Annotated in this window: 26 protein-coding genes, 1 tRNA gene and 1 other RNA gene; 13 read left to right on the top strand and 15 right to left on the bottom strand. The window is 63.4% G+C overall.

Annotated elements, in window-relative coordinates:
* Nucleotides 1–122: 122 nt before the first annotated feature.
* From ffs to B5527_RS36340, 5 genes are all read left to right on the top strand, one after another.
* An RNA gene (ffs, locus tag B5527_RS36360) (signal recognition particle sRNA small type) lies at nt 123–219 on the top strand.
* A 112-nt stretch (nt 220–331) separates the two neighbouring features.
* Complete coding sequence (locus tag B5527_RS36355) at nt 332–2185, top strand: DNA polymerase III subunit gamma/tau (RefSeq protein WP_079605786.1); 1854 nt, start codon at nt 332–334, stop codon at nt 2183–2185.
* A 20-nt stretch (nt 2186–2205) separates the two neighbouring features.
* A complete protein-coding gene (locus B5527_RS36350) occupies nt 2206–2526 on the top strand; it encodes a YbaB/EbfC family nucleoid-associated protein (protein ID WP_079605785.1) in 321 nt (106 codons plus the stop codon).
* Between the two features lies 1 nt (nt 2527).
* The gene (recR, locus tag B5527_RS36345) at nt 2528–3133 is read left to right on the top strand and encodes a recombination mediator RecR (protein WP_079605784.1); all 606 of its coding nucleotides are present in this window, start codon (nt 2528–2530) and stop codon (nt 3131–3133) included.
* A 19-nt stretch (nt 3134–3152) separates the two neighbouring features.
* A complete protein-coding gene (locus tag B5527_RS36340) occupies nt 3153–3557 on the top strand; it encodes a hypothetical protein (RefSeq protein ID WP_079605783.1) in 405 nt (134 codons plus the stop codon).
* Nucleotides 3558–3659: 102 nt separating this feature from the next.
* Here B5527_RS36340 and B5527_RS36335 read toward each other — a convergent pair whose 3' ends face one another.
* Together B5527_RS36335 and B5527_RS36330 are read right to left on the bottom strand one after the other, a co-directional pair.
* Nucleotides 3660–5027 carry an AmpG family muropeptide MFS transporter gene (locus tag B5527_RS36335; RefSeq protein ID WP_154072703.1) on the bottom strand — a complete coding sequence of 456 codons (1368 nt, stop codon included), beginning with the start codon at nt 5025–5027 and terminating at the stop codon, nt 3660–3662.
* Between the two features lie 227 nt (nt 5028–5254).
* Nucleotides 5255–6463 (bottom strand): DNA recombination protein RmuC, encoded by a 1209-nt coding sequence (locus tag B5527_RS36330; RefSeq protein WP_079605782.1) that lies wholly within the window; start codon nt 6461–6463, stop codon nt 5255–5257.
* Between the two features lie 172 nt (nt 6464–6635).
* Between B5527_RS36330 and def the strand changes: the two genes are divergently transcribed.
* From def to truA, 3 genes are all read left to right on the top strand, one after another.
* Nucleotides 6636–7163, top strand: a complete 528-nt coding sequence (gene def / locus B5527_RS36325) for a peptide deformylase (RefSeq protein ID WP_079605781.1) — start codon at nt 6636–6638, stop codon at nt 7161–7163.
* 139 nt (nt 7164–7302) lie between these two features.
* Nucleotides 7303–8235, top strand: a complete 933-nt coding sequence (gene fmt, locus B5527_RS36320; protein ID WP_079605780.1) for a methionyl-tRNA formyltransferase — start codon at nt 7303–7305, stop codon at nt 8233–8235.
* 126 nt (nt 8236–8361) lie between these two features.
* Nucleotides 8362–9099 (top strand): tRNA pseudouridine(38-40) synthase TruA, encoded by a 738-nt coding sequence (truA, locus tag B5527_RS36315; protein WP_079605779.1) that lies wholly within the window; start codon nt 8362–8364, stop codon nt 9097–9099.
* A gap of 164 nt (nt 9100–9263) precedes the next feature.
* On the opposite strand, the gene dapE is transcribed toward truA, so the two are convergent.
* The 11 genes from dapE to rpmH form a co-directional block, all read right to left on the bottom strand.
* Nucleotides 9264–10418, bottom strand: coding sequence for a succinyl-diaminopimelate desuccinylase (dapE, locus tag B5527_RS36310; RefSeq protein ID WP_079605778.1), 1155 nt, complete (start codon nt 10416–10418; stop codon nt 9264–9266).
* Entirely contained in the window at nt 10411–11064 is a 654-nt protein-coding gene (locus tag B5527_RS36305) for a DUF805 domain-containing protein (protein ID WP_079605777.1), read from the bottom strand. Before B5527_RS36305 ends, dapE begins: the two co-directional genes overlap by 8 nt.
* A 74-nt stretch (nt 11065–11138) precedes the next feature.
* Nucleotides 11139–11984: a 2,3,4,5-tetrahydropyridine-2,6-dicarboxylate N-succinyltransferase gene (gene dapD / locus B5527_RS36300; protein ID WP_079605776.1), complete on the bottom strand. Its 846-nt coding sequence runs from the start codon at nt 11982–11984 to the stop codon at nt 11139–11141.
* A 230-nt stretch (nt 11985–12214) separates the two neighbouring features.
* Nucleotides 12215–12904: a pyrimidine 5'-nucleotidase gene (locus tag B5527_RS36295; protein ID WP_079605775.1), complete on the bottom strand. Its 690-nt coding sequence runs from the start codon at nt 12902–12904 to the stop codon at nt 12215–12217.
* Between the two features lie 169 nt (nt 12905–13073).
* Nucleotides 13074–14063, bottom strand: coding sequence for a DUF1036 domain-containing protein (locus B5527_RS36290; RefSeq protein ID WP_154072702.1), 990 nt, complete (start codon nt 14061–14063; stop codon nt 13074–13076).
* A gap of 32 nt (nt 14064–14095) precedes the next feature.
* Nucleotides 14096–14992 (bottom strand): acetylglutamate kinase, encoded by an 897-nt coding sequence (gene argB / locus B5527_RS36285; protein WP_079605774.1) that lies wholly within the window; start codon nt 14990–14992, stop codon nt 14096–14098.
* Nucleotides 14993–15227: 235 nt separating this feature from the next.
* The gene (locus tag B5527_RS36280) at nt 15228–15605 is read right to left on the bottom strand and encodes a DUF423 domain-containing protein (RefSeq protein WP_079605773.1); all 378 of its coding nucleotides are present in this window, start codon (nt 15603–15605) and stop codon (nt 15228–15230) included.
* Nucleotides 15602–16255 (bottom strand): ribosome biogenesis GTP-binding protein YihA/YsxC, encoded by a 654-nt coding sequence (yihA, locus tag B5527_RS36275; protein ID WP_079605772.1) that lies wholly within the window; start codon nt 16253–16255, stop codon nt 15602–15604. The genes B5527_RS36280 and yihA overlap by 4 nt, the downstream gene beginning before the upstream one ends.
* Before the next feature lie 151 nt (nt 16256–16406).
* The gene (gene yidC / locus B5527_RS36270; RefSeq protein WP_079605771.1) at nt 16407–18269 is read right to left on the bottom strand and encodes a membrane protein insertase YidC; all 1863 of its coding nucleotides are present in this window, start codon (nt 18267–18269) and stop codon (nt 16407–16409) included.
* An 18-nt stretch (nt 18270–18287) separates the two neighbouring features.
* Entirely contained in the window at nt 18288–18713 is a 426-nt protein-coding gene (gene rnpA / locus B5527_RS36265) for a ribonuclease P protein component (protein WP_079605770.1), read from the bottom strand.
* Nucleotides 18714–18737: 24 nt separating this feature from the next.
* A complete protein-coding gene (gene rpmH, locus B5527_RS36260) occupies nt 18738–18872 on the bottom strand; it encodes a 50S ribosomal protein L34 (protein ID WP_006609582.1) in 135 nt (44 codons plus the stop codon).
* A 413-nt stretch (nt 18873–19285) separates the two neighbouring features.
* Between rpmH and B5527_RS36250 the strand changes: the two genes are divergently transcribed.
* The 3 genes from B5527_RS36250 to B5527_RS36240 all read left to right on the top strand — a co-directional run bounded on the left by B5527_RS36250 (nt 19286) and on the right by B5527_RS36240 (nt 21461).
* Entirely contained in the window at nt 19286–20764 is a 1479-nt protein-coding gene (locus B5527_RS36250; protein WP_079605768.1) for a sensor histidine kinase, read from the top strand.
* Nucleotides 20765–21091: 327 nt separating this feature from the next.
* Nucleotides 21092–21168 (top strand) — tRNA-Arg (locus B5527_RS36245).
* Nucleotides 21169–21248: 80 nt separating this feature from the next.
* A complete protein-coding gene (locus B5527_RS36240; RefSeq protein ID WP_079605767.1) occupies nt 21249–21461 on the top strand; it encodes a DUF433 domain-containing protein in 213 nt (70 codons plus the stop codon).
* A 128-nt stretch (nt 21462–21589) separates the two neighbouring features.
* Here B5527_RS36240 and B5527_RS36235 read toward each other — a convergent pair whose 3' ends face one another.
* Complete coding sequence (locus B5527_RS36235; protein ID WP_245332384.1) at nt 21590–22465, bottom strand: GGDEF domain-containing protein; 876 nt, start codon at nt 22463–22465, stop codon at nt 21590–21592.
* A 765-nt stretch (nt 22466–23230) separates the two neighbouring features.
* On the opposite strand from B5527_RS36235, the gene B5527_RS45565 reads away from it, so the two are divergent.
* On the top strand, nt 23231–23584 hold the full coding sequence (locus B5527_RS45565) for a hypothetical protein (protein WP_172842768.1): 354 nt from the start codon (nt 23231–23233) through the stop codon (nt 23582–23584).
* A 356-nt stretch (nt 23585–23940) separates the two neighbouring features.
* Here the strand turns inward: B5527_RS45565 and B5527_RS36220 are convergent, their stop codons facing one another.
* Nucleotides 23941–25569 carry an NADP-dependent glyceraldehyde-3-phosphate dehydrogenase gene (locus tag B5527_RS36220; protein WP_079605763.1) on the bottom strand — a complete coding sequence of 543 codons (1629 nt, stop codon included), beginning with the start codon at nt 25567–25569 and terminating at the stop codon, nt 23941–23943.
* 215 nt (nt 25570–25784) lie between these two features.
* Between B5527_RS36220 and B5527_RS36215 the strand changes: the two genes are divergently transcribed.
* On the top strand, nt 25785–26222 hold the full coding sequence (locus B5527_RS36215; protein ID WP_154072701.1) for a RidA family protein: 438 nt from the start codon (nt 25785–25787) through the stop codon (nt 26220–26222).
* Nucleotides 26223–26347 lie beyond the last annotated feature (125 nt).

The following is a 26347-nucleotide window of genomic DNA, read 5'->3' as shown; positions in this document are numbered from 1 at the left end:
TGGATGGCCGGGACAAGCCCGGCCATGACGGCAACTAATGCCTTTCCGCGTTTTTGCACAAGTCCCGCAAACCTCTCTCGCACCGCTTGCTTTCCGGGGCTTTTGGCCCCAAATAAGGGCCGGGAGATTGGCGGTGGACGAGCCACTCGCCAACCGGGTCAGGTCCGGAAGGAAGCAGCCCTAACGAGGTCCGGATCGGGTCGCTCGTCAGTCTCCTACCTGTTTTTTTGAGCGAATCGCGCAAAAGGCAGCGAGCCGTCCTGCGCCAGGATTCGCCCGTTATTTATTCCGCAAGCCGGCCTCGAGAGACAATTCAAGTGCGGATCGATCGATGACCGACGCTGGCGCTCCTTCAATGCCCTCCACCGATCCCGACAGCGTGCCCCAGGGCGGCTTCGGCCTCGCCGGCGAGCCGCAGGCCGGCAAGCCCTATCGCGTGCTGGCGCGGAAATACCGCCCGTCCAGTTTCGACGATCTGATCGGCCAGGATGCCGTGGTCCGCACCGTTTCGAACGCGTTCGAAACCGGCCGGATCCCGCAGGCCTGGATTCTGACCGGCGTGCGCGGCGTCGGAAAAACCACCACGGCGCGGATTCTCGCCCGCGCGCTGAACTACGAACTGCCGGACGGATCGGTGAAGGGGCCGACCATCCACATGCCCATGCTCGGCGTGCATTGCCAGGCGATCATGGAAAGCCGGCACATGGACGTGCTGGAAATGGACGCCGCCTCCCATACCGGCGTCGACGACGTGCGCCAGATCAACGACAGCGTGCGCTATGCGCCGGCCAGCGCGCGTTACAAGGTCTACATCATCGACGAAGTCCACATGCTGTCGACCGCGGCGTTCAACGCGTTCCTCAAGACGCTGGAGGAACCGCCGGAGCACGCCAAATTCGTGTTCGCCACCACCGAAATCCGAAAGGTGCCGGTGACGGTGCTGTCGCGCTGCCAGCGTTTTGATTTGCGCCGGGTCGACGCCGACGTGCTGATGGGGCATCTGGCCAATATCGCGGCCAAGGAAAATGTCGACGCGGAACCGGAGGCGCTCGGCATCATCGCGCGGGCGGCGGAAGGCTCGGTGCGCGATTCGCTGTCGCTGTTCGATCAGGCGATCGCCCATGCCGCCGGAACCGTGCGCGCCGATGCGGTGCGGCAGATGCTCGGCCTGGCCGACCGCACGCGCGTGATCGATTTGTTCGATTCGCTGGCGCGCGGCGACATCGCCAGCGCGTTCAGGGAATTTCGCGAGCAGTACGACACCGGCGCCGATCCGATCGTGGTGCTCAGTGATTTGGCCGAATTCGTCAACTTCGTCACCCGCGTCAAGATCGTGCCGGCGACGGCGGACAATGTCGCCTTCGCCGAAACCGAGCGGCTGCGCGCCCGCGACTTCGCCGCAAAACTCTCGATGCGGGTGCTGTCGCGGATGTGGCAGATGCTGCTCAAGGGCATCGCCGAGGCGCAGGCCGCGACCCGGCCGGCGGCGGCCGCGGAAATGGTGCTGGTGCGCATCGCCTATGTCGCGGACATGCCGACGCCGGACGAAGCGATCCGGATGATCGAGCAGAACGGCCGCGGCGCAGCGGCTGCCATCGCAGGAAACGCGGCGCCGCGCGGCGCACCGGCCTTTCCCGCATCGTCGATGCAATCGTCACCGGCGCGCGCGGCTTCCGTGCCGCGCTCCGGCGCCGAGGCCTCGGCGCGCTCGCAGATGATTGCGCCGGTTTCCGACGCGCAGTCCGCGCCCGCGGCCCTGAAGATCTCAAGCTTCCCGGAACTGGTGGCGCTCGCTGGCGAAAAACGCGATCTTTTGACCAAAGCCGCGCTGGAAGCCGACGTCCGTCTGGTCCGCATCGAAGACGGACGGCTGGAGGTTGCGCTGGAGCGCAGCGCCTCGCGGATGTTGATCAACGATCTCTCCCGCAAGCTGGAGCAATGGACCGGGCGGCGCTGGACCGTGATCGTGTCCAACGAAGCCGGACAGGCGACGCTGCGCTCGCAAAACCAGGTCCAAAAAGACCAGCGCGAGCGCGCCGCCGAATCCGATCCGCGCGTGCAGGAGGTGCTGGCGCGGTTTCCCGGCGCCAAGGTGGTCGAGGTACGCAAGCTTGCCCCCGAGCCGCCGGAATCCGATGCTAGCGGTGAAGACCTCGCCGAGAGTTCCGACGGCGACGATCAATAGCAAATTCAGAGGAATGGTTCATGGCTGATTTTCTCGGCATGATGAAACAGGCGGCGCAACTGCAATCGAAAATGCAGGCGATGCAGGAAGAGCTCGGCCACGTCGAGGTCGAGGGCATCTCGGGCGGTGGCCTCGTCAGCGTGCGCATGACCGCGAAGATGGAAGTGAAGGCGGTCAAGATCGACCCTTCATTGATGAAGGCGGACGAGCGCGAAATCCTCGAGGATCTTCTGGTCACCGCGCACAACGAGGCGCGGCGGAAGGCCGAAGCCGCGATGCAGGACAAGATGCAATCGCTGACCGGCGGATTGGGTCTGCCGCCGGGGCTCGGTCTCACCTGATATGCCCACTGCGGTTGCCGGTCCCGAAATCGAACGCCTGATCCAGCTGCTGGCGCGGCTGCCGGGGCTCGGCCCGCGTTCGGCGCGGCGCGCGGCGCTGCATCTGATCAAGAAGCGCGAAGCGCTGATGACGCCGTTGGCCGGCGCATTGCAGGTGGCAATCGACAAGATCCAGGTCTGCAAGACCTGCGGCAATATCGACACCCAAAATCCCTGCACGGTGTGCACCGATCCGCGGCGCGACCCCACCATCATCGTGGTGGTCGCCGACGTCGCCGACCTCTGGGCGCTGGAGCGCGCGCACGCCACCAATGGGCTCTACCACGTGCTGGGCGCGACGCTGTCGCCGCTCGATGGCGTCGGTCCGCAGGATCTGACCATCGATGCGCTGGTGGCGCGGGCGCACGATTCGCGGGTGACGGAAATCATCCTGGCCTTGAATGCGACCGTCGATGGCCAGACCACGGCGCATTACATCACCGACCTGTTGCAGGAGGCCGGCGTCAAGGTGACACGGCTCGCCCACGGCGTACCGGTCGGGGGCGAACTTGACTATCTCGATGAAGGCACGCTGTCCGCGGCGATGCGGCAGCGAACGTTGTTTTGAAACTGGAATCAGAGGATACATGAGAAGCGATTTTAGTAAACGATCCGCTCTGGCCGCGGCTGTTCTGGCGATCTTGGTTGCGGGCGCGGTCGACGCGCAGGCACAGCAGGCGATCCGGAATGGCGATGTCCTGACCGGCGAGCTCAACGCCCTGCGCAGCCGCGCTGTCAAAGGCAAGCGCGTCAACACCTTTCAGCTTGTCAGCGAACCGCACCGGCTGCCGCCGCCGAACGGGCTTTGCGGCCTGGAAACCGGGCCGGAGACGTTTCAGATTGTTCCCAACAACGCTGCGCAGGCGGCGCAGTTGAGGAGTTTTGTCGGCAAGGAAGTCTCGGTCAAGGTCGACGAGGTCGCCTGCGCGCAGGATGCCGCGCAGTACAGCGAAGCCGTGGTGACGAAATGGAGCGTGGTGACGAAGCATTGAACTCTTCGTCATGCCCGGGCTTGTCCCGGGCATCCACGTCGTTACTACGACAACACGGATGGAAGACGTGGGTGGCCGGGACAAGCCCGGCCATGACGATTCTTAAACCCTCGCCTCCAGCGCCGCAAAATGCCCGCGCCGCTGCAGCCAGGCCAGCAGCATCAGGCTCGGCACCGCGACCAGGACGCAGATCGCAAAGAACAGCGGCCAGCCGGTCGCCTTCGCCACAAAACCCGCGCCGGAAGACAGATAGGTGCGCCCCACCGCGGCGAGGGCCGTGAGCAGCGCGTAGTGCGTCGCGGTGTGGAGCGGGTTCTGGCACAGCGCCGACAGGTAGGCGACGAAGATCACGGTGCCGATGGCGCTGGTGAAATTTTCCGCCGTGATGGCGAACGCCAGCGCCCATTGGTTGACGCCGGCCAGCGCCAGCCACGAGAACGAGAGATTGGCGACGGCCTGCAGCACGCCGCCGATCCACAGGCTCGCCGCCAGCGAATACCGCCGCGCCAGAAAGCCGCCGGCGAAACCACCGATCAGGGTCGCGGCAAGGCCAACGCCCTTGACGATGGCGGCGTAATCGTTGCGGGAAAAGCCGAGATCGATCACGAATGGCGCGGTCATGGTGCCGGAAAACGCGTCGGTGAATTTGTAGAGCACCACGAAGGCGAGCGCCGCGAGAGCATCCTTGCGGGCGAGAAATTCGGAGAATGCACCGGCCGCGGCATGGATCACGCGTGCGAAGGCGGTCTCGGTGCGCGTCGCGGCCTCCGCGCGCGCCGATTGCTCGGGCTCGGTGGCCGACAGCGCCGTGGCGGTGCCGATCAGCACCATCGCTGCCATCACCACATAGCCCCACGTCCATGCCGAGGAACGCGCGATGCCGGTGCTCTCGAATGCGCTCACGAGAAACAGCGCACCCGCGGTCGAGACCAGCATGCCGATGCGGTAGGCCGCGACATAGGATGCCATGCCGGCGGCCTGCTCGCTCTCGGGCAAGCTTTCGACGCGAAAGGCGTCGACCACGATGTCCTGGGTCGACGACATCGCCGCCACCAGCAGCGCGCCGAGTGCAACGAATAATGGCGAGCGCGCCGGGTCGGTCAGCGCCAAGAGCAGGATCGCGACGATCAGCAGCAATTGCGAGAACACCAGCCAGCCGCGCCGGCGGCCGAAGGCGCGGGTGAAGAACGGCACATGCAGCGCATCGACCAGCGGCGCCCAGAGGAATTTCAGCGTGTAGGGCGTCCCGACCAGCGCGAACAGTCCGATGGTGCCGAGGTCGACGCCGGACTCGCGCATCCACACCAGCAGCGTGGAACCCGACAGCGCCAGCGGCAGCCCGGAGGAAAACCCGAGCAGCAGAACGATCAGCACCCGCCGCTGCAGATACACGGCAAGCCCATCGCGCCAGGAGGCGGGAGAGGGGGGAGTTGCGGTGTTTTCAGGCGGGCGGTCTGGCGCGTTGATCATACCGCAGTGCTAGCAGATTCGCGCTTCTTCCCCTCTCCCCTTGTGGGAGAGGGTGGCTCGAATGAGCGCAGCGAATTCGAGACGGGTGAGGGGTCTGTCTCCGCGGGTAGAGACCCCTCATCCGGCGCGGACGCTGTCCGCGCCACCTTCTCCCACAAGGGGAGAAGGGAAAGAAGCCGGGCGATGACACCTGGTATGTCGCGGGACAACACCTTATTTCGCCTGCCCTACTCCCCCGCCTGCAACTTGCGCGGCAATGGAAACAACTCGGGCGCGGCTGGCTTGACGACGCGCGGCGCCTCGGCGGGGGCCTCGGCCTTGCTGAAGTCCAGTTCCTCGATCCGCCCCGCCCGCTTTTCGATCTTGTCGGCGGAGATCAGGATCTGCCTGATATCCTCGTTGGCCTGGCCGAAATGGTTCTGCAGCTTCAGTACGCGATCGCGCAGCCGATCGAGGTCGTCGCCGAGGTTGAGGACCTCGGTGCGGATCTGGTCGGCGGCGTCGCGCATCCGCGCGTCCTTGAGGATCTGCTGCATCACCTGGATCGCCAGCATCAAGAGCGACGGCGATACCAGCACCACGCGGGCGCGATAGGCCTTCTGGATCACGTCGTCGAAACCGTCGTGAATTTCGGCGTAAACCGATTCCGACGGCACGAACATCAGCGCGGTATCCTGGGTCTCGCCGGTGATCAGGTATTTCTCGGCGATGTCGCTGACATGCTTCATCACGTCGTTGCGCAGCCGCTGGGTGGCGGCTTTCTTCTCTTCATCGGAACGCGCGTCATGCAGCGCCGTTACCGCCTCCAGCGGAAATTTCGCGTCGATACAGAGCGGGCGCTGGTCGGGCAGGAACACCACGCAATCCGGCCGTTTGCCTGACGAGAGCGTGAACTGGAATTCGTAAGACCCCTTCGGCATGCCGTCCTGGACGATCGCCTCCATCCGCGCCTGGCCGAACGCGCCGCGCGACTGCTTGTTGGCGAGCACGTCGCGCAGCGTGGTCACCTGCGACGTGAGATCGGTGAGGTTTTTGTGCGCATTGTCGATGATGCCGAGCCGCTCGTGCAGCACGCGCAGGGAGTCCATGGTGTTGCGCGTGGTCTGCTCCATCGACTGGCCGACGCGATGGGTCACCGAATCCAGCCGCTCGTTGACGGCGCGCGCCATCTCGGCCTGGCGGCCCGCCAGCGCCTGCCCCATCGCATCGACACGGCCGGTGGCCTCGCTTTGGGCGCGGAGCATCTCGCTGAGGCGCTGCTCAAGCTCATCGGCGCGAATCGCCTGCGCCATCGCCAGATCGGCGCCGCGCCGGCCGGACCGGGCGATCGCGATGGTAATGATCAACAGCAACAAAAGCGCCGCCGCGCCGAAAGCCATCAGCGCGCCGCCTGTGCGAACCGGGAGGTCGCCGATCGTGAAAAGAATCTCGTTCATTCGGCCCTTGTAGCCGATTCGCGCCGTAACGCGAACGAAGAGGGAACAGTTATGGTTAATCCCGGACTAATTTTCGTGGTTAACGCCTGCCTAAGATTCGTGGTGAGTGAGACGTTAACGCGCGGGTGGCAGCGGATTGACCCCGGCAAATCAACCGCTTAAATCGCCGGCCATGGCATTAAGAGAAATCATCATCCTTCCCGACAAGCAGTTGCGGCTCGTCTCCAAACCGATCGAGAAGGTCACGGCGGAGGTGCGCAAGCTCGCCGACGATATGCTCGAGACCATGTACGACGCGCCCGGAATCGGGCTTGCGGCGATTCAGGTCGCCCAGCCGTTGCGGCTGATTACGATGGATCTCGCCAAACGGGACGAAGACGGCGAGAGCAAGCCGCGGCCGCGCGTCTTCATCAATCCGGAAATTCTGTCGTCGTCGGAAGAAATGTCGATTTACGAGGAAGGCTGCCTGTCGATCCCGGAATATTACGAGGAAGTGGAGCGGCCGGCGAAGGTGCGCATCCGCTTCACCGATCTCGACGGCAAGGTGCAGGAGGAAGACGCCGACGGCCTGTTCGCCACCTGCATCCAGCACGAGATCGACCATCTCAACGGCGTGCTGTTCGTGGATTATCTGTCCAAGCTCAAGCGCGACCGCGTGCTGAAGAAATTCGCCAAGGCCGCCAAGCGCGCGGCGGAGTGAGCCCACGAAACTCTCAGCCGTCATGCCCGGGCTTGTCCCGGGCATCCACGCCTTTCTTTCTCGCGGACGCAAAGACGTGGATGGCCGGGACAAGCCCGGCCATGACGAGTAAACTGAATTCCCCGGGATTGTTCACTACATGCCCCTTCGCCTGATCTTCATGGGCACGCCCGATTTCGCGGTGCCGACGCTGCTGGAACTCGTGGCCCATGGCCATGACATCGCAGCAGTGTATACCCGCGTCGCAAAACCGGCCGGGCGCGGCATGAAGCTGCAACCCACTCCGGTCGAACGGGAGGCGCGGCGGCTCGGCATTTCCGTGCTGAATCCGGCTACATTGAAGACGCCGGAAGCGCAGGCCGAATTTCGCGCGCACAACGCGGAAGCGGCTGTGGTCGTCGCCTACGGCATGATCCTGCCGCAGGCTATTCTCGATACCCCAAAGCTCGGCTGCTTCAACCTGCACGCCTCGCTGCTGCCGCGCTGGCGCGGGGCGGCGCCGATCAACCGCGCCATCATGGCCGGCGATAGCGAAACCGGCGTGATGGTGATGAAGATGGATGCCGGGCTCGATACCGGCGACGTGGCGATGGCCGAGCGCCTGGCTGTTACAGACGCCATGACCGCGGCCGATCTGCATGACGCGCTGGCGCCGCTCGGGGCTGATCTGATGATGCGCGCGATGGGTGCGCTGGAGCGCGGCAAGCTGCAGCTCACCAGGCAAAGCGATCAGGGCGTGACCTATGCGGCCAAAATCGAAAAGACGGAGGCGCGGATCGACTGGAACAAGCCGGCGCGCGAAGTGCTGCGCCATATTCACGGACTGTCGCCGTTTCCCGGCGCGTGGTGCGAACTGGCCATCGACGGCGAGCCGGCGCGGGTGAAAATTCTGCGCTGCGAGGTGGCGAAGGGGTCGGGTGCGCCGGGTGAATTGCTCGACGATCGTCTCGCGGTGGGTTGCAAGGAAGGCGCGATCCGCATTCTCGAATTGCAGCGCGCCGGCAAGGGCGTGATGAAGGCGGAAGAATTTCTGCGCGGTACGGCGCTGAAGGCCGGCGCGCGAATGAGTTAACTGGAACGCCAAGCCGTCATACGCGGGCTTGACCCGCGTATCCATCTATCTTCACGTGAGTCTTTCAAGAGCGATGGATTGCCGGGTCAAGCCCGGCAATGACAACCGAGATAGATCGTTGCATTGATGCCCCGCTACAAACTCACCATCGAATATGACGGCGCGCCGTTCTGCGGCTGGCAGCTTCAGGACAACGGCCCTTCGGTGCAGGGCGCGCTGGAGACCGCGGTCAGGGCGATCTGCGGCGAGCCGGTTCGGGTTCATGGCGCGGGCCGCACCGACGCCGGCGTGCATGCGCTGGGGCAGGTCGCGCATTGCGATATTGCCAAGCATTTCGTGCCGGGCCGCTTTCGCGATGGCCTGAACGCGCATCTGCGGCCGCATCCGATCGGCGTGCTCAGTGCGGAGATCGTGCCCGATACCTTCGAGGCGCGGTTCTCCGCGAAACGACGGCATTATCTTTACCGGATCGCCAACCGCCGCGCCAATCTGGCGCTCGACATCGGTCACGCCTGGCGGCTGCCGCGACCGCTCGATACCGATGCGATGCATATTGCCGCGCAGCGGCTGGTCGGCAAGTACGACTTCACCACGTTTCGCGACACCGAGTGCCAGGCGAAGTCGCCGGAAAAGACCCTCGACCAGCTCGACGTCATCAGAGACGGCGATGCCGTCAACATCGTAACCTCGGCGCGCTCGTTCCTGCACAGCCAGGTGCGCTCGATGGTCGGATCATTGGTGTGGGTCGGCGACGGCCGCTGGAGCGCCGACGACCTCGCCGCCGCCCTGGCCGCCCGCAACCGCGCCGCCTGCGGCCCCGTCGCGCCGCCGGACGGACTCTATCTGGTGCGGGTGGAGTATTAGGCTCCAGTTTTCAAAAGCCGTCATGGCCGGGCTTGCCCCGGCCATCCACGCCTTTTTGCTGTCGCCGCGCGTGGATGCCCGGGACAAGCCCGGGCATGACGAGCTTTTGGGCCAGACTCAAAGAACGTGGATGGCCCGGACAAGCCCGGCCATGACGGAATACTTTATCCGAAATACCGATCCAGCACGCCGCGATAGATCCTCGTCAGCTTCTCCAGATCGGAGACCGGCGTGCGCTCGTCGATCTGGTGCATGGTCTGGCCGACCAGACCGAACTCGATGACCGGACAATAGCTCGCGATGAAGCGGGCGTCCGAGGTGCCGCCGGACGTGCTCAATTCCGGTTTGCGGCCGGTGACCTGCTCGATCGCCGCGACCGCGAGATCGGTGAAGGCGCCGGGCTTGGTCACGAACACGTTGGAATTGGAGGGCTCCCACACGATCCGCGCGCGGATCCGGTTGCCGGCCGCTGTCGTCAGGCGCTGCTCGACCAGCGCGCGCAGCGAATCCTGCGTGTGGAGATCGTTGAAGCGGATGTTGAATTTCGCCCGCGCCTGCCCGGGGATCACATTGCCAGCGGTATTGCCGACATCCACCGAGGTAAATTCGAGGTTCGAGGCCTGAAATTGCGCGCTGCCGTGATCAAGCGGCTCATTGCTCAGCGCCACGATCAGCGCCGAAATATCCGGCACCGGGTTCGAGGCCCGGTGCGGATAGGCAACGTGGCCCTGGACGCCGTCGACATACAGCGTGCCCGACTGCGAGCCGCGGCGGCCGACCTTGATGCAGTCGCCGAGTACCTCGACATTGCTGGGCTCGCCGAGCACGCAGTGGTCGAATTTCTCGCCGCGCGCCGCGGCCCATTGCAGCAGTTTGATGGTGCCGTTGACCGAGAGGTCTTCCTCGTCGCCGGTGATCAGGAACGAGATCGAGCCTTTTGCCTTTCCACCGTTGTCGGCGAGATAGTCCAGTACCGCCGCGACGCTGCAGGCAATCCCGCCCTTCATGTCCACGGCGCCGCGTCCATAGAGAAAGCCGTCCTTGACGTCACCGGAGAACGCGCCATGGGTCCAGGCGCTCTCGTCGCCCGGCGGCACCACGTCGGTATGCCCGGCAAAGGTGATGTGGGGAGCCGAGGTGCCGATACGGGCATAGAGGTTGTCGATATCGGCGGTGCCGGGTTCGCCGAAGGTGACGCGATGCACCTCGAAGCCGGCGTCCTTCAACACCGTCTCAAGAACACCGAGCGCGCCGGCGTCGGCCGGGGTTACCGAGGGACAGCGCAGCAGGTCGCGGGCAATGGAAAGGGCATCAGTCATGCCCCCGCTTAACATGCGTCGCCGCCAGTGGACCAGCGGTGCGAGGGATAAATTCGACCTCGCGGTGCTGCCTCCAGGACGATGCCGAGCGCGGCCGGGTCTGAACCTTGGGCAGCGGGTTGGTACCGAACCGGTTGGTCCATCTGGTGCCCCTCAGGCAATACATTTCGACGAAGCCCCAGATGCCGAGAACGAACACGGCAAGGGCGAGCGGAAATACGACGTAGGAATCAGGCAACCGATCCACAAACTGGCTGTACAGGCCTGGGACGACAAAGAACGGCAGCATCCACCAGCCGCTCCTGTCGCGATCGTGCAGCCGCTTGATCGAGATGGCCAGATAGACCCACAGGAATAACGGCGTGCCGATCGCGCTAAGGACCATCGGAATGAGATGGCCCGCGGAGGCGAGGTTTCCCTGTTGAAACGCTGCGACGGCGGCGCGGAATGACGCGGGATCGACGACGCTGAAAACGTCGTTGACCCCCAGGTGGAGCGATTTTGGGGGAGCGCCGACCACCTTTGCGACTGCCAGCGTCAGCAAGCCCAGGAACATCATCCAGCACACGACGATCAATATCGCGAGCCAGTATTTGGCGCGGTTGATGCGTCCCCCAAAGCCGAACAGAAACCAGCTCCAGTCCATGGCTTAACCCCCGAATGGCGGGAAATTCCGCGATTCGGTGCATTGGTCGGTGGAGGAGGTGGCTAGGTTCGATTTCAGTCCCGCAGCAGTTCGTTGATGCTGGTCTTGGCGCGGGTACGCTCGTCGACGCGCTTGACGATGACGGCGCAGGCGGTGGAGGGTCCGGGCTGGCCGTTCTTCAAGGGGCGGCTCGGCAAATTGCCCGGCACCACCACGGCATATTCCGGCACTTCGCCGACAAAGGTCTCGCCGCTGTCGCGGTCGACGATTTTTGTCGAGGCGCCCAAGAACACGCCCATCGCCAGCACCGCGCCCTTGCGCACGATGACGCCTTCGGCGACTTCGGAACGCGCGCCGATGAAGCAATCATCCTCGATGATCACGGGTTCGGCCTGCAGCGGCTCCAGCACGCCGCCGATGCCGACGCCACCGGAAATGTGCACGCGCTTGCCGATCTGCGCACAGGAGCCGACGGTGGACCAGGTATCGATCATGGTCGATTCATCGACATAGGCGCCGAGATTGACGAACGATGGCATCAGCACGACATTTTTGGCGATGAAGGCCGAGCGGCGCACGATGGCGCCCGGCACCGCGCGAAAACCGGCGTCGCGAAAACGATTTTCGCCCCAGCCGTCGAATTTCGACGGCACCTTGTCCCACCACGAGGCCTTGCCGGGGCCGCCGGAAATCGCGCTCATGTCGTTGAGGCGAAACGACAGCAGCACCGCCTTCTTCAGCCACTGATTGACTTTCCACTTGCCGCTCGTTTCGCGCTCGGCCACCCGCGCCTCGCCCTTGTCGAGCAGCTCGAGCGCATGATCCACCGCGTCGCGGACTTCGCCCTTGGTCGCGGCCGAAATGCCGTCGCGGGCATCGAACGCGGCGTTGATGGTGGATTCGAGCGCGGGCAGAGACATGGGATTTCCTTAGAGCGGATTTTGTTCGGGCAGGCGAGGGGCTTTTGTCGGGATTTGGCGGGGGAGAGTCAAGGCTCACTCTGCCGTCGTCCCGGCCGAGCGCAATTCCTTCGTCTGCGAAAGCAGGGACCCATAATCCCCGGTGTTCGAAGTGGAAAAGACAACCGGCGGCGTGCTCTGTGCTCTACCGATAGGCCGCGGCGTATGGGTCGCCGGGACGACGAACTGAGTTATGACTTCGCGCTCAGCCCTTCCAAAAATCCCGTCAAATCGTCCGTGACATAATCGACATGCTCGTCGTCGCGGCCTTCCAGCTCCCAATCCTCGCGCACGACTTCCTGGCTGCCATCGGGCACCACCAGCACCGTGGTCATGCCGAGCCGGTGCGGGACCACGAGGTTGCGCGCCAGATCCTCGAACATCGCCGATTTCGCGGGATCGACCCCGTGATCCCGGAGGAATTTCCGGTAGGTCTGCGGCGCCGGTTTCGGTTCGAGCTCGGCGGCGATGATATCGAAAACCGCTTCGAAGTGCGCAGCCAGGCCGAGTCGCTGCAGCACCTTATCGGCATGGTCGATCGAGCCGTTGGTGAGGATCAGCTTGCGCCCCGGCAGTCTGGCGATGGCCGCGCCCATCGCGGGATTCGGTTGCAGCGGCGAATGGTCGATTTGGTGGACATAGGCGAGGTAGTCGTCGGCGTGCACGCCATGCTCGGTCATCATGCCGCGCATGGTGGTGCCGTAGCGGAGGTAATAGTCCTTCTGGATCCGGCGCGCCTCCTGCGGCGAAACCTTGAGCCATGCAGCGACGAACTCGCCGATCCGCTTGTCGACCTGCTGCCACAGATTGACGTGATGCGGATACAGCGTGTTGTCGAGATCGAATACCCAGGTGTCGACGTGGGCGAATGTATGCATCATGGTCCTTTCTTCACCTCTCCCATCGGGAGAGGTCGGCGCGTAGCGCCGGGTGAGGGGCTATGATTTAACGATAGACCGTACGCCCTCACCCCAGCCCTCTCCCCACGGGAGAGGGAGCGCATCGTGCGTCTGCGCGGCGTCTCGCTCAATATCAAACGTAATTTTTCCATCACGGTATCGCAAAGCGCAGCGTCTTGCCGCCGCTCGACATATCGACGGCGGCAAAGCCGGTGGCGGCGAAGCCGCGGCTGCCGCAGTCGCCCTGTTCACTGGTCTCGAACTTGTTGTCGCGCGTGCAAAGCGGGGTGGTGCCGCCCCAGTTCAGCGGCCTGTCCTTGAGCTTGATGGTGCGGTTTTCGGCATCGACCGCTTCGGCGAAGGAGAAGATCTGCCTGGGCTGGCCGGTGACGTCGGGATGCAGGCATTTGCCGGGATCGATCCGGTACCAGCCACGGCTGATCACGGTCTTGCCGTCATCGGTGCCGACCGCGGCCATGACCTTGTGCTGCGTGTCGTTGCACCAGGTCAGCCCGGTGGGGGACGGCGCTTGCACCGCGTCGATCATGATCGCGAAGAAATTCGGCGCCTGCACGATATCGGGCGCCAGGCCGCGGCTTTTCAGGAACGCGGCTAGCGCGGCCTGCGTCTTCGGACCATCGACGCCATCGATCGGGGCCGCATCGTAGCCCGCGATCACCAGCAGCCGCTGAATGCCGGCGAGCCGTGCCTGATCGTCGTCATATTCGCTGTCCTCGGCCAGATACGCCACCAGGTTGCCGTCATCGGCTTGGGTCGGGTTGATCTGGGTAAAGGGCGCAGGCGTCTGTCCGGCGCGGCACTGGCGGGCCGCGGCGATCACGAAATCGGCGGGCGCGACGCAAAGCGTGTCGCCGCCGTTCTGCGGAATCGGGGAGGAGCCGTAGACGCCGAGCGCGCGGGCGTTGAGCAGGATGCGGTCGGCGGTCAGCGTGCCCTGCGCCACCACGCGGCAGGCGGCGGGATCGATGCGAAACCAGCCGCGCGTCGCGGTGGCGGCCTTGTCGTCGATGCCGAGCGCGACCTCGACCACATAGCTCATGCGGTTGCAGAGCTTCAAGTCGGCATGGGCCGGCGCGGCGCTTGCGAGCAGCGCGAGCAAGGCCGGGACAAGCCCGGCCATGACGGTTCTCATTCGCGTGGCCGCTCCGGTCGTCACTTGTGTATCAGCGTGCCCGTGCCTGCATTGGTGAACAGTTCGAGCAACACCGCGTGCGCGATCTTGCCGTCGATGATGACGACGCCCTGGACGCCCTGCTCGAGCGCGTAGATGCAGGTCTCGACCTTCGGGATCATGCCGCCGGTAATGGTGCCGTCGGCGATCAGCTTGCGTGCGTCCTTCACCGACAATTCCGGGATAAGCTTGTTCGACTTGTCGAGCACGCCGGGAACGTCGGTCAGCAGCAACAGCCGCTTGGCCTTCAGCGCGCCCGCGACCGCACCGGCAAAGGTGTCGGCGTTGACGTTGAAGGTCTGCCCCGTCTTCGAGGTCGCCAGCGGCGCCAGCACCGGTATCAGTTCATGGCCGATCAGCTGGTTCAGCAGCGTCAGGTCGACCTTATCGGGTTCGCCGACGAAGCCGAGATCGACCACCCTTTCGATATGCGAATCCGGATCGACCATGGTGCGCGTCGCCTTCGACGCCATCACCATGTTGCCGTCCTTGCCGCACAGGCCGACCGCCTTGCCGCCGGCCTCGTTGATGTAGCCGACCAGCTGCTTGTTGATCGACCCCGCCAGCACCATTTCGACGATCTCGATGGTGGCGGCGTCGGTGATGCGCAGGCCGGCGGCGAATTCCGACTGAATGCCGAGCCGCTTCAGCATCGTCGCGATCTGCGGCCCGCCGCCATGCACCACCACCGGATTGATGGCGGTCTGCTCCAACAGAACGATGTCGCGCGCGAACGCTTTCGCGAGCTCCTCCGCGCCCATGGCGTGGCCACCATATTTGATGACGATGGTTTCATCGTCATACTGCTGCATGTGCGGCAGCGCCTCGGACAGGATTCGGGCCTGGTCGAGCGGACTGATATGCGACAGGTCGGTCATGAAGGGGGTCTCGTGGTCAGCGGGGTGGGGCGGTTTCTATCCGATTGGCGGGCACCACGCAAAGTGTGTCGGTCGCGGTCTCTTCACCTTCCGGTAACAACGGGCCATTCCCCGGATGCTGCGCAGCGCGCCGCACTTCGCGGCGTGGTGCGCTGCTGATCCGGGGTCCATCTAACGGGATGTGGGTCCCGGAGCAGCGCGAAAAGCGCTGCACCGCGTCCGGGACACGAAGCCTTCACACCTGCCGCGGCCAGGCCGCCGCCACCGCGAGCAGCAGCCAGCTCACGATCAGCAGCGTGCCGCCTGTCGGCGCGGCCATCGGAAACAGGCTGTGGCCGGCATATTGCCGCAGCGTCAGGTCGGTCGCGAACAGTGTGGCCGCGATCACGAAACCGAATCCGGCCGCGATGGCGATCCGGAGATGGATGACGCCGCGTTCGCTCAGCGCCACCACCGCAAGCACGGCGGTGGCGTGAAACAGCAGCATCGATGACGCCGACGCCAGCCGCGCCGCATCGGGCTGATGCGCGGAGGCCGCCGCCAGGATGATGCCGTCGGCGCCCATGATTCCGGCCAGAATGATCAGGATGCGAAACAGGCGAGGAGCCATCATCGGCTGCGCTCGCCGAGCAGCCGCACCATCGCGGCGCGCAATTCCGCCATCCCGGCGCCGGTGCGCGAGGAGGTCACCAGAACTTCCGGAAAGGCGGCGGGGTGTTTGGCCAATGCGGCGGTGACGGCCGCGAAAGTTGTTTCCAGCTCGGCCGGCTTCACCTGATCGGCCTTGGTGAGCACGACCTGATAGCTCACGGCTGACTTGTCGAGCGTCTTCAGGACATCGAGATCGACTTCCTTGAAGCCGTGCCGCGCGTCGATCAGCACATAGACCCGCGCCAGGCTGCTGCGGCCCTGCAGGAATTGATGGATCAGCGCGGTCCACGACGCGACCTTGGCCTTCGGCGCCGAGGCGTAGCCGTAACCGGGCATGTCGACCAGCCGGAAGCCGGCTTTGTCGGGACCCTCGAAGAAGATCAGTTCCTGGGTGCGGCCCGGCGTATGCGAGGTCCGCGCCAGCGCGTTGCGTCCCGTCAGTGCGTTGATCAGGCTCGATTTGCCGACATTGGAGCGGCCGGCGAAGGCGACCTCCATGCCCGCCATCGGCGGCAGCGTTTCGATCGAGGGCGAGGCCCAGAAGAACTGCCAGTCGCCCGCGAACAGTTTTCGCCCTTGTTCCATCAGCTTCGCATCGGATTCGGCGGTCATGCGAAGGCTTTCATTCGTCGTCATGCCCGGGCTTGTCCCGGGCATCCACGTCTTGTGGCCTTAGCGAGAGGAGGACGTGGATGGCCGGGACAAGCCCGGCCATGACGGGTTGGAAATCCCGCGTCCTGCACCCACCCATCGAAAGCGCTTGTCAGCTTTTCGACACGGCCTTCTTCGGCATGAAGGTCGCTTTCAGATTGTCGAACAATTCAACCTTCACGCCATTGCGGCGCATGATGAAGCTCTGCTGCAGCACCGAGAGCGTGTTGTTCCAGGCCCAGTAGATCACCAGGCCGGCCGGGAAGCCCGCCAGCATGAAGGTGAAGATCAGCGGCATCCACGAGAAGATCAGCTTCTGGGTCGGATCCGGCGGCGTCGGGTTGAGCTTCATCTGGAACCACATCGTCACGCCCATGATCATCGGCCAGATGCCGAGCGCGAGGTAATGCCCGAACACCGGCAGCGTGGTCGGATCGAAATGCAGCAGGCCGAACAGCGTGAACAGGTTGGTCGGATCGGGCGCCGACAGGTCCTTGATCCAGCCGAAGAACGGCGCGTGGCGCATTTCGATGGTGACGAACAGCACCTTGTAGAGCGAAAAGAACACCGGAATCTGCAAGGCGACGGGAAGACAACCGGCGATCGGGTTGATCTTCTCCTTCTTGTAGATTTCCATCATCTCCTGCTGCTGCTTCACCTTGTCGTCGGGATAGCGTTCCTTCAGCGCGGCCAGCTGCGGCTGCACCGATTTCATCTTCGCCATCGACGCGTAGGACTTGTTGGCAAGCGGGAAGAACAAGAGCTTCACCAGTACCGTCACCAGGAGGATGGCGATGCCGAAATTGCCGACCAGATGGTAGAAAAAGTCCAGCGCCAGGAACATCGGCTTGGTGATGAAATAGAACCAGCCCCAGTCGATCAGGAGATCGAAGTGGTTGAGCCCGAGCTCCTTGTTGTAGCCGCCGAAACCGCCGATCGGGAAATTGATGCCGACGACGCTGGCTTCCTTGGCGCCGGCGAACAGCCGGGCGTTGGCGCTGCCGGTGCCGCCGATCGCGATGGTCTGCGGATCCTGCAGGTAGTCGGTCTGATAGGTCCTGACCGTGCCGACCAGGTTGGACGAGAACCGCGCCTGCAGCTGCGCTGACGTGTCGGGCAATAGCGCCGACGCCCAATATTTGTCGGTGATGCCGAGCCAGCCGTCGGTGACCTTGAAGCTGACCGCCTTGGCGTCGTCGATCTTCTTGTAGCTGTATTCCTGCAGGCCCTGGTCGCCGAGATAGCCGATCAGGCCTTCGTGCAGGATGTAGTAGCCCGCAACCTTCGGGGTGCCGTGCCGCGAGATCAGCGCGAACGGGTAAAGCGTGACCGGCGCATTGCCGACATTGGTCACGTCGTCCTTGATGGTGAAGAGATAGCGGTCGTCGATCGAAATGGTGCGGTGGAAGGTGAGGCCCTCGCCATTGTCATATTTCAGCGTGATCGGCGTGGACGGCGTCAAGCTGCCGGTGCCTTCCTGCTGCCACACGGTATTCTGGTCGGGAATCTTCGCGGTCGAGCCTGACGCGGGGACCCAGCCGAATTCGGCGTAGTAGGGCGCTTCCGTGCCCGAGGGCGAGTACAGCACGATCGCGGGCGAGGACGGATCGACGGTCTCGCGGAACTGGACCAGCGACAGATCGTCGATCCGCGCGCCCTTCAGCGAGATGCTGCCGGAAAGCCGCGGGGTGTCGATCTTGACGCGCGGTTCCGAGGCAATCGCGATCTGGCGGTCGACGACGGGCGCGGCCGAACCGGGCTGATTTGCCGCAGGGGCGTTGGCAGGCGCCGGCGCGCCGCCGGCCTGCGGCGTGGTCGTGGTTCCCGCCTGCGGCGCGGGCTTCACCAGTTCGCTCTGGATCTGCTGCGCGGCGCGCTGCTTTTCCATCTGCGGAATGTTGAAGAAATATTGCCAGCCGATCAGCACGAGGCCGGACAGAATGACGGCGAGGATGGTGTTGCGATTATCGGTCATCGTTCAAGCTCTCGTCATTCAATGTGGTTTGCGGCTGGCGTTATCGTCTTTATATGGCGCGTTTTCTTTACGCGAACCGGTTTCCACTTCGCTCGAAACCGCTTTGGACGCTTTCAATGGCGGCCGGTCGAGGCGACGGAGCGCCGAGCGGAGATCGTCGAGCATGGTCGCGAAGTCACGGTTCAGGGCAGCACGACGGCCGACTAGCACATAATCACTGTGCGGTCGCAATGATATGATCTCCAGCCGCTTCACCAGTTCGCGAAGTCTGCGCCGGATCCGATTGCGCTCGGTGGCGGTGCCGTTCTTTTTGGTAACGGTGAAGCCGACCCGGACCGGGCCGTCATCGGCGCGGTACCGGCTTTGTACCACGAAGGCGGCGCTGTTGATCCGCGCGCCATTGGCAACGGCGAGAAAGTCCGCCCGCTGCCTTAGCCGATCCATGATGGTATCTCCGGGAGGCCCGGCTCAGGCGCTCAGGCGCTTGCGGCCCCGCGCACGGCGCGCGGCGAGGACCTTGCGGCCGCCGGTCGTGGCGAGGCGGGCACGGAAGCCGTGACGGCGCTTGCGCACCAGTTTGCTGGGTTGATAAGTCCGCTTCACGGGTCGTTCTCCGCTGACAATCGGCCCGAAAGGCCGACAATTTGCCTGATATTGAGGTAAGTCCGCCGATGCTGGCCGGCCCAAAGCGGGCCGTTTCCGGCCCAAAACGAGCCGCCCCGGTCGGGCCGGGTCATCGCGGACAGTTGGCGCGGCTTATACGGGAGCGCCCGGTTTTCGTCAATGTGGCGGGGGCATCCGTTCGGAGCCCTTCGAAATGGCGTAATTTCGTCGAATATATTGATCTTCGCGGTGTTTTTAAACGGACGAGCATGGCGGGGCCGCGCCCCGCGCACTGGATTCCGAGCCGGCGCGCATTAGATTCCCGACCGGCAGACATTATCGAACCGTAATTTGACCGGTTCGGGCGCACGACGCATCGTCACCACGCGAGGCATCGAAGGCAGATAGATATAGTGTCAGAAACCGACGAACAGCCGACCATCCGATTGCCGCGGCCAAAGCCGTCGCGCCGGCTCGGCTTGTCCGGCAAGCTTTTGCTGCTCACCATTCCGCTGGTGATGATCGCGGAAATCCTGATCTACGTGCCCGCGATTGCGAATTTCCGAATCAACCGGCTAAATGACCGGCTGGCCGCGGCCAACACCGCGGCGCTGGTGCTCGATGCCGCGCCTTCCGGCATGGTGCCGGATTCGCTGGCGCGGCAAATCCTGACCAGCATCGGCGCCCGCGCGGTGGCCATCAAGATGGGCCAGCAGCGCCGTCTGCTGGCCAGCGCCGGCCTGCCGTCGGCGATCGATCACGATGTCGACATGCGCAGCATGACGGTGTGGTCCGCGATCGTCGATTCCTTCGAAATCATGCTGGAACGAGGCAACCAGGCGATCCGCGTGATCGGGCCGGCGCCCGGCGGGGCGCAATTCATCGAGGTCGTGATCGACGAGGCGCCGCTGCGCCAGGCGATGTACCGGTTTTCCCGCAATCTGCTGCTGATCTCGCTGGTGATCGCGGTCCTCACCGCCGCGCTGGTCTATCTGGCGCTGCATTTCCTGTTCGTGCGGCCGATGCGGCGGCTGACCGCGAGCCTGGTCGGCTTCCACGAAAATCCTGAAAGCTCGGCCCGGATCATCGTGCCCAGTCAGCGCGGCGACGAGATCGGCGTCGCCGAGCGCGAATTGTCCGACATGCAGCGCGACCTGGTGTCGATGCTGCATCAGAAGAGCCGGCTTGCCGCCCTTGGCCTGGCGGTCTCCAAGATCAACCACGATCTGCGCAACCTGCTGGCGTCCTCGCAGCTGCTGTCGGACCAGCTCGCAAGCGTGCCCGATCCGCGGGTGCAGCGCTTCGCGCCGAAACTGATGCGCTCGCTGGAGCGCGCCATCGCGTTCTGCCAGTCGACGCTGTCCTATGGCCGCGCCCAGGAGGCCGCCCCCGACCGCCGCATGATCCTGATCGAGAGCGTGGTCGCCGAGGTCCGCGAATCAGCAGGGCTAGCTTCGGATGCGTCGATCACCTGGATCAGCGCGATCGAGCGCGGGCTGACCATCGACGCCGATCCCGATCAGCTGTTTCGCGTGCTGCTCAATCTGGTGCGCAACGCCGCGCAGGCGCTCGAAAACCGCCCCAGGGGCGACTTCGCGAGCACGCAGATCCGCATCACCGGCCGCCGCGAAGGCACCGTCGCGATCGTCGAGGTGTCCGATACCGGCCCCGGCGTGCCGCAAAAGGCCCGCGACCACCTGTTCGAGGCGTTCCAGACTTCCGGGCGGCCCGGCGGCAGCGGGCTCGGCCTCGCGATCGCCGCCGAACTGGTCCGCGCCCATGGCGGCGAAATCCATCTGGTCGAAGGCACCATCGGCGCCACCTTCCGGATCGCGATTCCGGACCGGCCGGTGGAACTGCTGAGCGTGCGCAACGAGCGGGCGCGGGCGTAGCCAAAGGCGGCCTGTTCCGCCGACGGTCGTCATCCGCAGGGCACCGCGACCTGTCTTCGTCATTCCGGGGCGCCTCCTCATCGTCATTCCGGGGCGATGCGAAGCATCGAACCCGGAATCCCGAGGTAAATCGCGCGAGATTCCGGGTTCGCGCCGCCGCGCGCCCCGGAATGACGGGCACATCAGGCCCCGGCAGATCGCGCTTTCCGGACCTTGCCAAGCCCGCTCCAAGCCGGTAGCTATGGCGCGCTTTCGCGACCTCTCACATGTTTGTCGAATGCATGCGGCATCGCCAGGGCCCTGCGCCCCGAAATGCCCGCGAAACACGCGCCCGTAGCTCAGCTGGATAGAGCACTAGACTACGAATCTAGGGGTCAGGAGTTCGAATCTCTTCGGGCGCGCCATTTCTGGACGACTGGTTGTCTTGTCCTTCGATTACCTGTCTTCATTGCGCGTCGCCGGAGGCGAGGTGTAATCTCCTGACATGAAACAGCCGATCATCTCACGCAGCCCCGAAATCATGGGCGGCTCCGCCGTGTTTCACGGGACAAGAGTTCCGGTGCAAACCTTGCTTGACTATCTCGAAGCAGGTGAGTCGATCGACGATTTCCTCGAAGGGTTTCCGTTGGTGACGCGGGAGCACGTCATCGCTTTCCTGGAGGAAGCCAAGACGCGAATGGTTGAAGCGGCCTCGTGAAGGTCCTGCTCGACGAATGCGTCGATTGGCGTCTCGTCCCCTCCGCGCATCACCGGGCCCTCGACTGAATACCGAAGGACAAGGAAGCGTACACAACGACGCTCCTCCAGCGTTCTCCGCAACCGGCTCTAAGCCGCCCGGCTATGCCCCTCGTCGCCGAACAGATGGACCTTGTTGCGGCCGGCGGCCTTCGCATCGTAGAGCGCAATGTCGGCTTCCGCGAATAATTCGGTGATCGGCCGGCAATGCGGGCGGCCGACGAGAGCAGCTCCGATCGAGGCGCTGACCTCGAGGCGAAGACCGTTCCAGAAAAGCGGTCGGCTCAACATCACGACGGTCTGCTGCAGCACGTGTGCGATCCGGGCAGGGTTTGTCGGAACGCGCAGGATGATCGCGAATTCGTCGCCGCCGAGCCGGGCGACCGGGCCGGCATTGCGGAAGGCCCGCCCCAGACGCAGCGCGACCTCACACAGGCATGCATCTCCGGCGGCATGGCCGAACGTATCGTTGAGCTCCTTGAAACGATCGAGGTCGATCAGGACAAGTGCCGACGCGAAACCATGATTCAGGCTGTCGCCGACAACCTCGCGATAGCGCGCCTGGAAGACGGAGCGATTGGCGAGCCCGGTGAGCGGATCGGTTTCGGCTCGCCGCCGCAGGTTCTCCATGGCCTGGCGGTCGGCGGTGATGTCCTGTTTGGAGCCGAAGATCCGCGCCCGCCGTCCGCCGCCGCCGTCCGTGTTGATCAAGAGGCGCATCCAGCGGCTTTCGCCGCGCCAGGTCCTGATCTCGGCATCGAGCGATACCGCGCGGCCGCTCCGGATCACCTCGGCACGAGCGAGTTCCATGTTGCGCCGGGACTCCTCGACATAGAGATCGACGATGCTCGCGCGCCGCAGCGGGTTGCCCATCGGATAGCCGAAGATGTCGTAGACGCCCGAAGTCCAGGTCAGGCGCTCCGTCTCGAGCTCACATTCCCATGCGCCGATGCGAGCGAGATCCAAGGCCTGATCGTATAGACGTACACGAACCTCGGGCCGCAGAGGCCCGCCAGCATGGTCTGCTTCATCTCTCATCGATGATCCAGCGGCATTTCGGGATTTTGCCCTTGTCTCTATGGTTTAGGGCGGCCGCGTTAACGAATTCTGTACTTCCGCCTGCAGCCGGCCGGTGCGGGCCGCAGATATCGAGGACGGACGCCTTCCTCGACCACCGCTTGGCCGCTATGCGTGTGCGGAATTCTACCAGCGTCTTTCGGGAGGAAGCGGGGATGCAGTCGAGCTTGCCGCGACCAAAGCCCGCCGGCGAACCGAAGCTCGCTCTCGCCCAGGCAGAGAATGTGCTGTCTTGAACTATAATTATTTCAATTATCGGCTAATCCCGGCAAGACCGCGACGTCGTCGATCGCGACGATAAACCGGTCTTTGCGATGGGAGCAGTCTAAATGCAATCGATGGGCCGCGGCGAGGACCGCTTCCGCCTGCGCCCGTGATGGTCGCGCAACGCGACGCAGATCGCGCGGCCATCATCGGCTGGGGACAGAGGTGACCAGGCGGGAGCTTTCGTGCGACGCCAAATGGACGTTCAGAAGAACGCCCATTGGCTTCAACTCATTGCGGCCAGTTGCAGTCCGGATAAGCCCCGCCGTACGGGTAGCAGGAGCCATAGGGTCCATAACCCCAATACCCTCCACCCCAATCGCCAGCAAAGCGGCCGCCGTCACGCCGCAAGTCGCGGCCTCGGGCGACGCGGGTCCCGCCAACGTGCACATGGGTGCCGCCAACGTGCACATGGGTACCGCGTCCGCCGAAGTGACCCCCGGCAAAGTGACCGCCGCCGAAGTGGCCCCCACCAAAGTGACCGCCTCCGTGTCCGCCGCCTCCGTGTCCGCCGCCTCCGTGTCCGCCACCTCCATGACCGCCTCCACCACGAGCAAAGGCCATTGTCGGGATTGCAGAACCACCCAAAAGGATAGCGGTGGCGGTTATGAACAGTGCTTTTCGCAGCATCAGGATCTCCATCATCGTGTTTCGAGCACCAAACTTTGCAGGCGCATTTTTTCCGTCATCGACGCGATCTTCAGGGCAATGCCCGTCGACGACAGGTTACGACCTGCGCAATGAGGAAAGTGAGCGCGAGCGCTTTGAGCGCAACTAACTTCGGTGTTAGACTCGGATGCTCACGCAGATATCGTCGTGCGATTCCGCAATCATCGGAGATGCCGAGCAGACCCAGTATTCCAGAGACGCCAGCGATGAAATCGATAAGCCGCGGCGTACTGGATACTCCGCTTTCCCGGAGTATGACGACCGTCATTGGTCCGCGCTCGCGCATACACTCTCGCGTCATCCCCGCCACCGGGTCTCGCCTTCGGCGAGCCCGATGACAGGCTCCGGCGGGTGACCCATTATTCCAGAGAGGCCAGCGATGGAATCGATAAGCCGCGGCATAGAGCGCGGCGGTCGCCTGCTCCGAACATTTAGAAGACAAAGCCTGTGTTGATAAATTTTGATCGGTGGTTTTGTATGATGTCTTCGATGAGTAACTTGCTTGCATCGGTGGCCTTGGCGGAGATCATCGATCTGATGGAGAAAGAGCGTAGTGCATCGGTTACCGAAAGGGTTCCCTCGGCGGAATCCTTGCGGCCCGTAAATGGGAAAACGTCGGGACCCCGCTGACATTGACAGTTGATGTTGACACGCGAAACCTGATTGACGAGTGGATCTACCAATTCGCCGATCTGAGCCGGGTTGGAACTGAAGATGCTGACTTGCTGGCCATGCTCTGAAGTAATCACATAGTTGAGCGCCGTCTCAATATCGTCAAAGGGCATGATCGGAACGAGGGGACCGAATTGCTCCTCTCTAAAGAGTCTCATGCCATCCATAACCGGGTAGATGGCCGCAGGCGTGAAAAGCGATGCACACTTCGTCGCGCCATCCGGATTCATGACGCGGGCGCCTTTCGATATCGCGTCATCGACCAGACTCTGCATTTGGGTGGCCTTGTGGGGCTCCGGCAACGGGGTGATGTTCACGCCCTCCACCCACGGCATGCCAACCGTCAGCTTGTTCAGCCCGTCAACGAACCGCCGCAGAAACTCGTCCGCGATCGAACGATGAACCATCAGGAACTTAAGGGCCGTGCAGCGTTGTCCGTTAAAGCTGAGGGAGCCCAACAGGCACTCTTTGACGGCAAGGTCGATGTCAGCGTCGGGAAGAACGATGGCGGCATTCTTTGCGTCGAGGCCGAGGATCGCGCGAAGCCGGTTGACCTTTGGATGAAGCTTTTTGAGATGGTCGGCAACCTTGCTTGATCCGATGAGCGTCAGTGCATTCACCTTTCCGGATTCCAGCATCAGCGGTATCACTTCCGCTCCCTTGCCATAGACGGTATTGACGACGCCTTTCGGAAAGGAGGTCCGGAATGCCTCAAGCAAGGGCTGGAACAGCAGCAAGCCGAACTTCGGTGGCTTGAGTATAACGGTGTTTCCCATGATCAGGGCAGGGATCAACGTCGCAAATGTCTCATTGAGCGGATAGTTGTAGGGGCCCATGCACAGCACAACTCCCAGGGGTGTACGGCGGATCTGTCCAATCGTGCCTTCCACGACGAGAAATCTGGAGTTTTCGTTGTCCTGCGCCTTCAACGCATCGATCGTCGCGCGAATATATTCGACCGTGCGATCGAACTCCTTTTCGCTGTCCACCCTACCCTTTCCGATCTCCCACATCAGCAGGTTGGTGACCTCGCGACGAACCGCGATCATCTTCCGGGTGAAGTCCTCCATGCAGGAAATTCGTTCAGCGACGGTCGCAGTCGGCCACGCGCCCCGGCCATTGTCGTAGGCCCGGAATGCGGCCATCAGCGCATCTTCAGCCTCCGGAACGCCGCACAAGGGGTAACTTCCGATCTCCAACGCCGCCAACTCGCCGGAGTCGTCGCGCAGGTGAATTGGAGAATACACCTTCTGAGAAGGGCCTGCCCACGCCTTCAGTTCTCCATCGACGAGGTAGCATTTTTGATGGATTGGCTGAGCTAGCCGATACGCCAGCGGAATATCCTCTGCTCTCGGGAACAGCAGTCTCAGATCGTCGATCTTGGTCATGATGGCCTCGTGCTACGTTGCGGCACTTGTCACTCGCCGCCTGGTGTTTCGGTTCCAGTCGCAAGGGATTGCATTGTGCGCAGCAGATCATGGCATTTTCGCAAGGGCGTTGCCGGGCACGCTCCCTATTACGAGGAACCAGCGGAGTTCGGACGCATTCTGAAGTCCGAACTTGCTGCCATCGCTAACCAGCAGACTGATGAAAGGACTGCCCCGTGAAGAGACATCACATCAATTTAACTGAAGATCGTTCGCGGGGAATGGCGGGTCTTTCTGCGGACGGGACACCAGCGGTGTTCTCCGATGCCGTTCGTGTGGATCTCGCTGATTGCTCTCTCCTGTTTATATCCGGAAAGACGCCGATCGACGCGGAACACCGGTTGGTGGGAAAGACGATGGCCGAGCAAACGGATCAAGTTCTGAAAAATATTAAGCAAGTGCTTGAGCACGAGAATGCAACCATGGACGACATCGTTCGCGTTCGAGTATTTACGACGAAGATCGATGCCAAATCGCTCCATGACATTCACGAAGTGCGCTCGAGATATTTCACGAAGGGGAAATATCCGGCAAGTACTCTCGTTCAGATTGTCTCGTTGGTACGAGGCGGCGGTCTCATAGAGATCGAAGCTGATGCCGTCATTGCCAAATAGTCCCACCGAAGCCGCGTGCATTCCAGACATATGGCGGCGGTTCTAAGCAACCGCACCGTCCAACCCGGAGAATGGAAGTTCAACCAGCGGGCCGATGCCAGGGAGAAAGTCCGCCGGGGTTTCCG

The sequence above is a fragment of the Bradyrhizobium erythrophlei genome (assembly GCF_900129425.1).
GTDB lineage: Bacteria > Pseudomonadota > Alphaproteobacteria > Rhizobiales > Xanthobacteraceae > Bradyrhizobium > Bradyrhizobium erythrophlei_C.
This window is presented reverse-complemented; position numbering and strand designations above follow the sequence as displayed.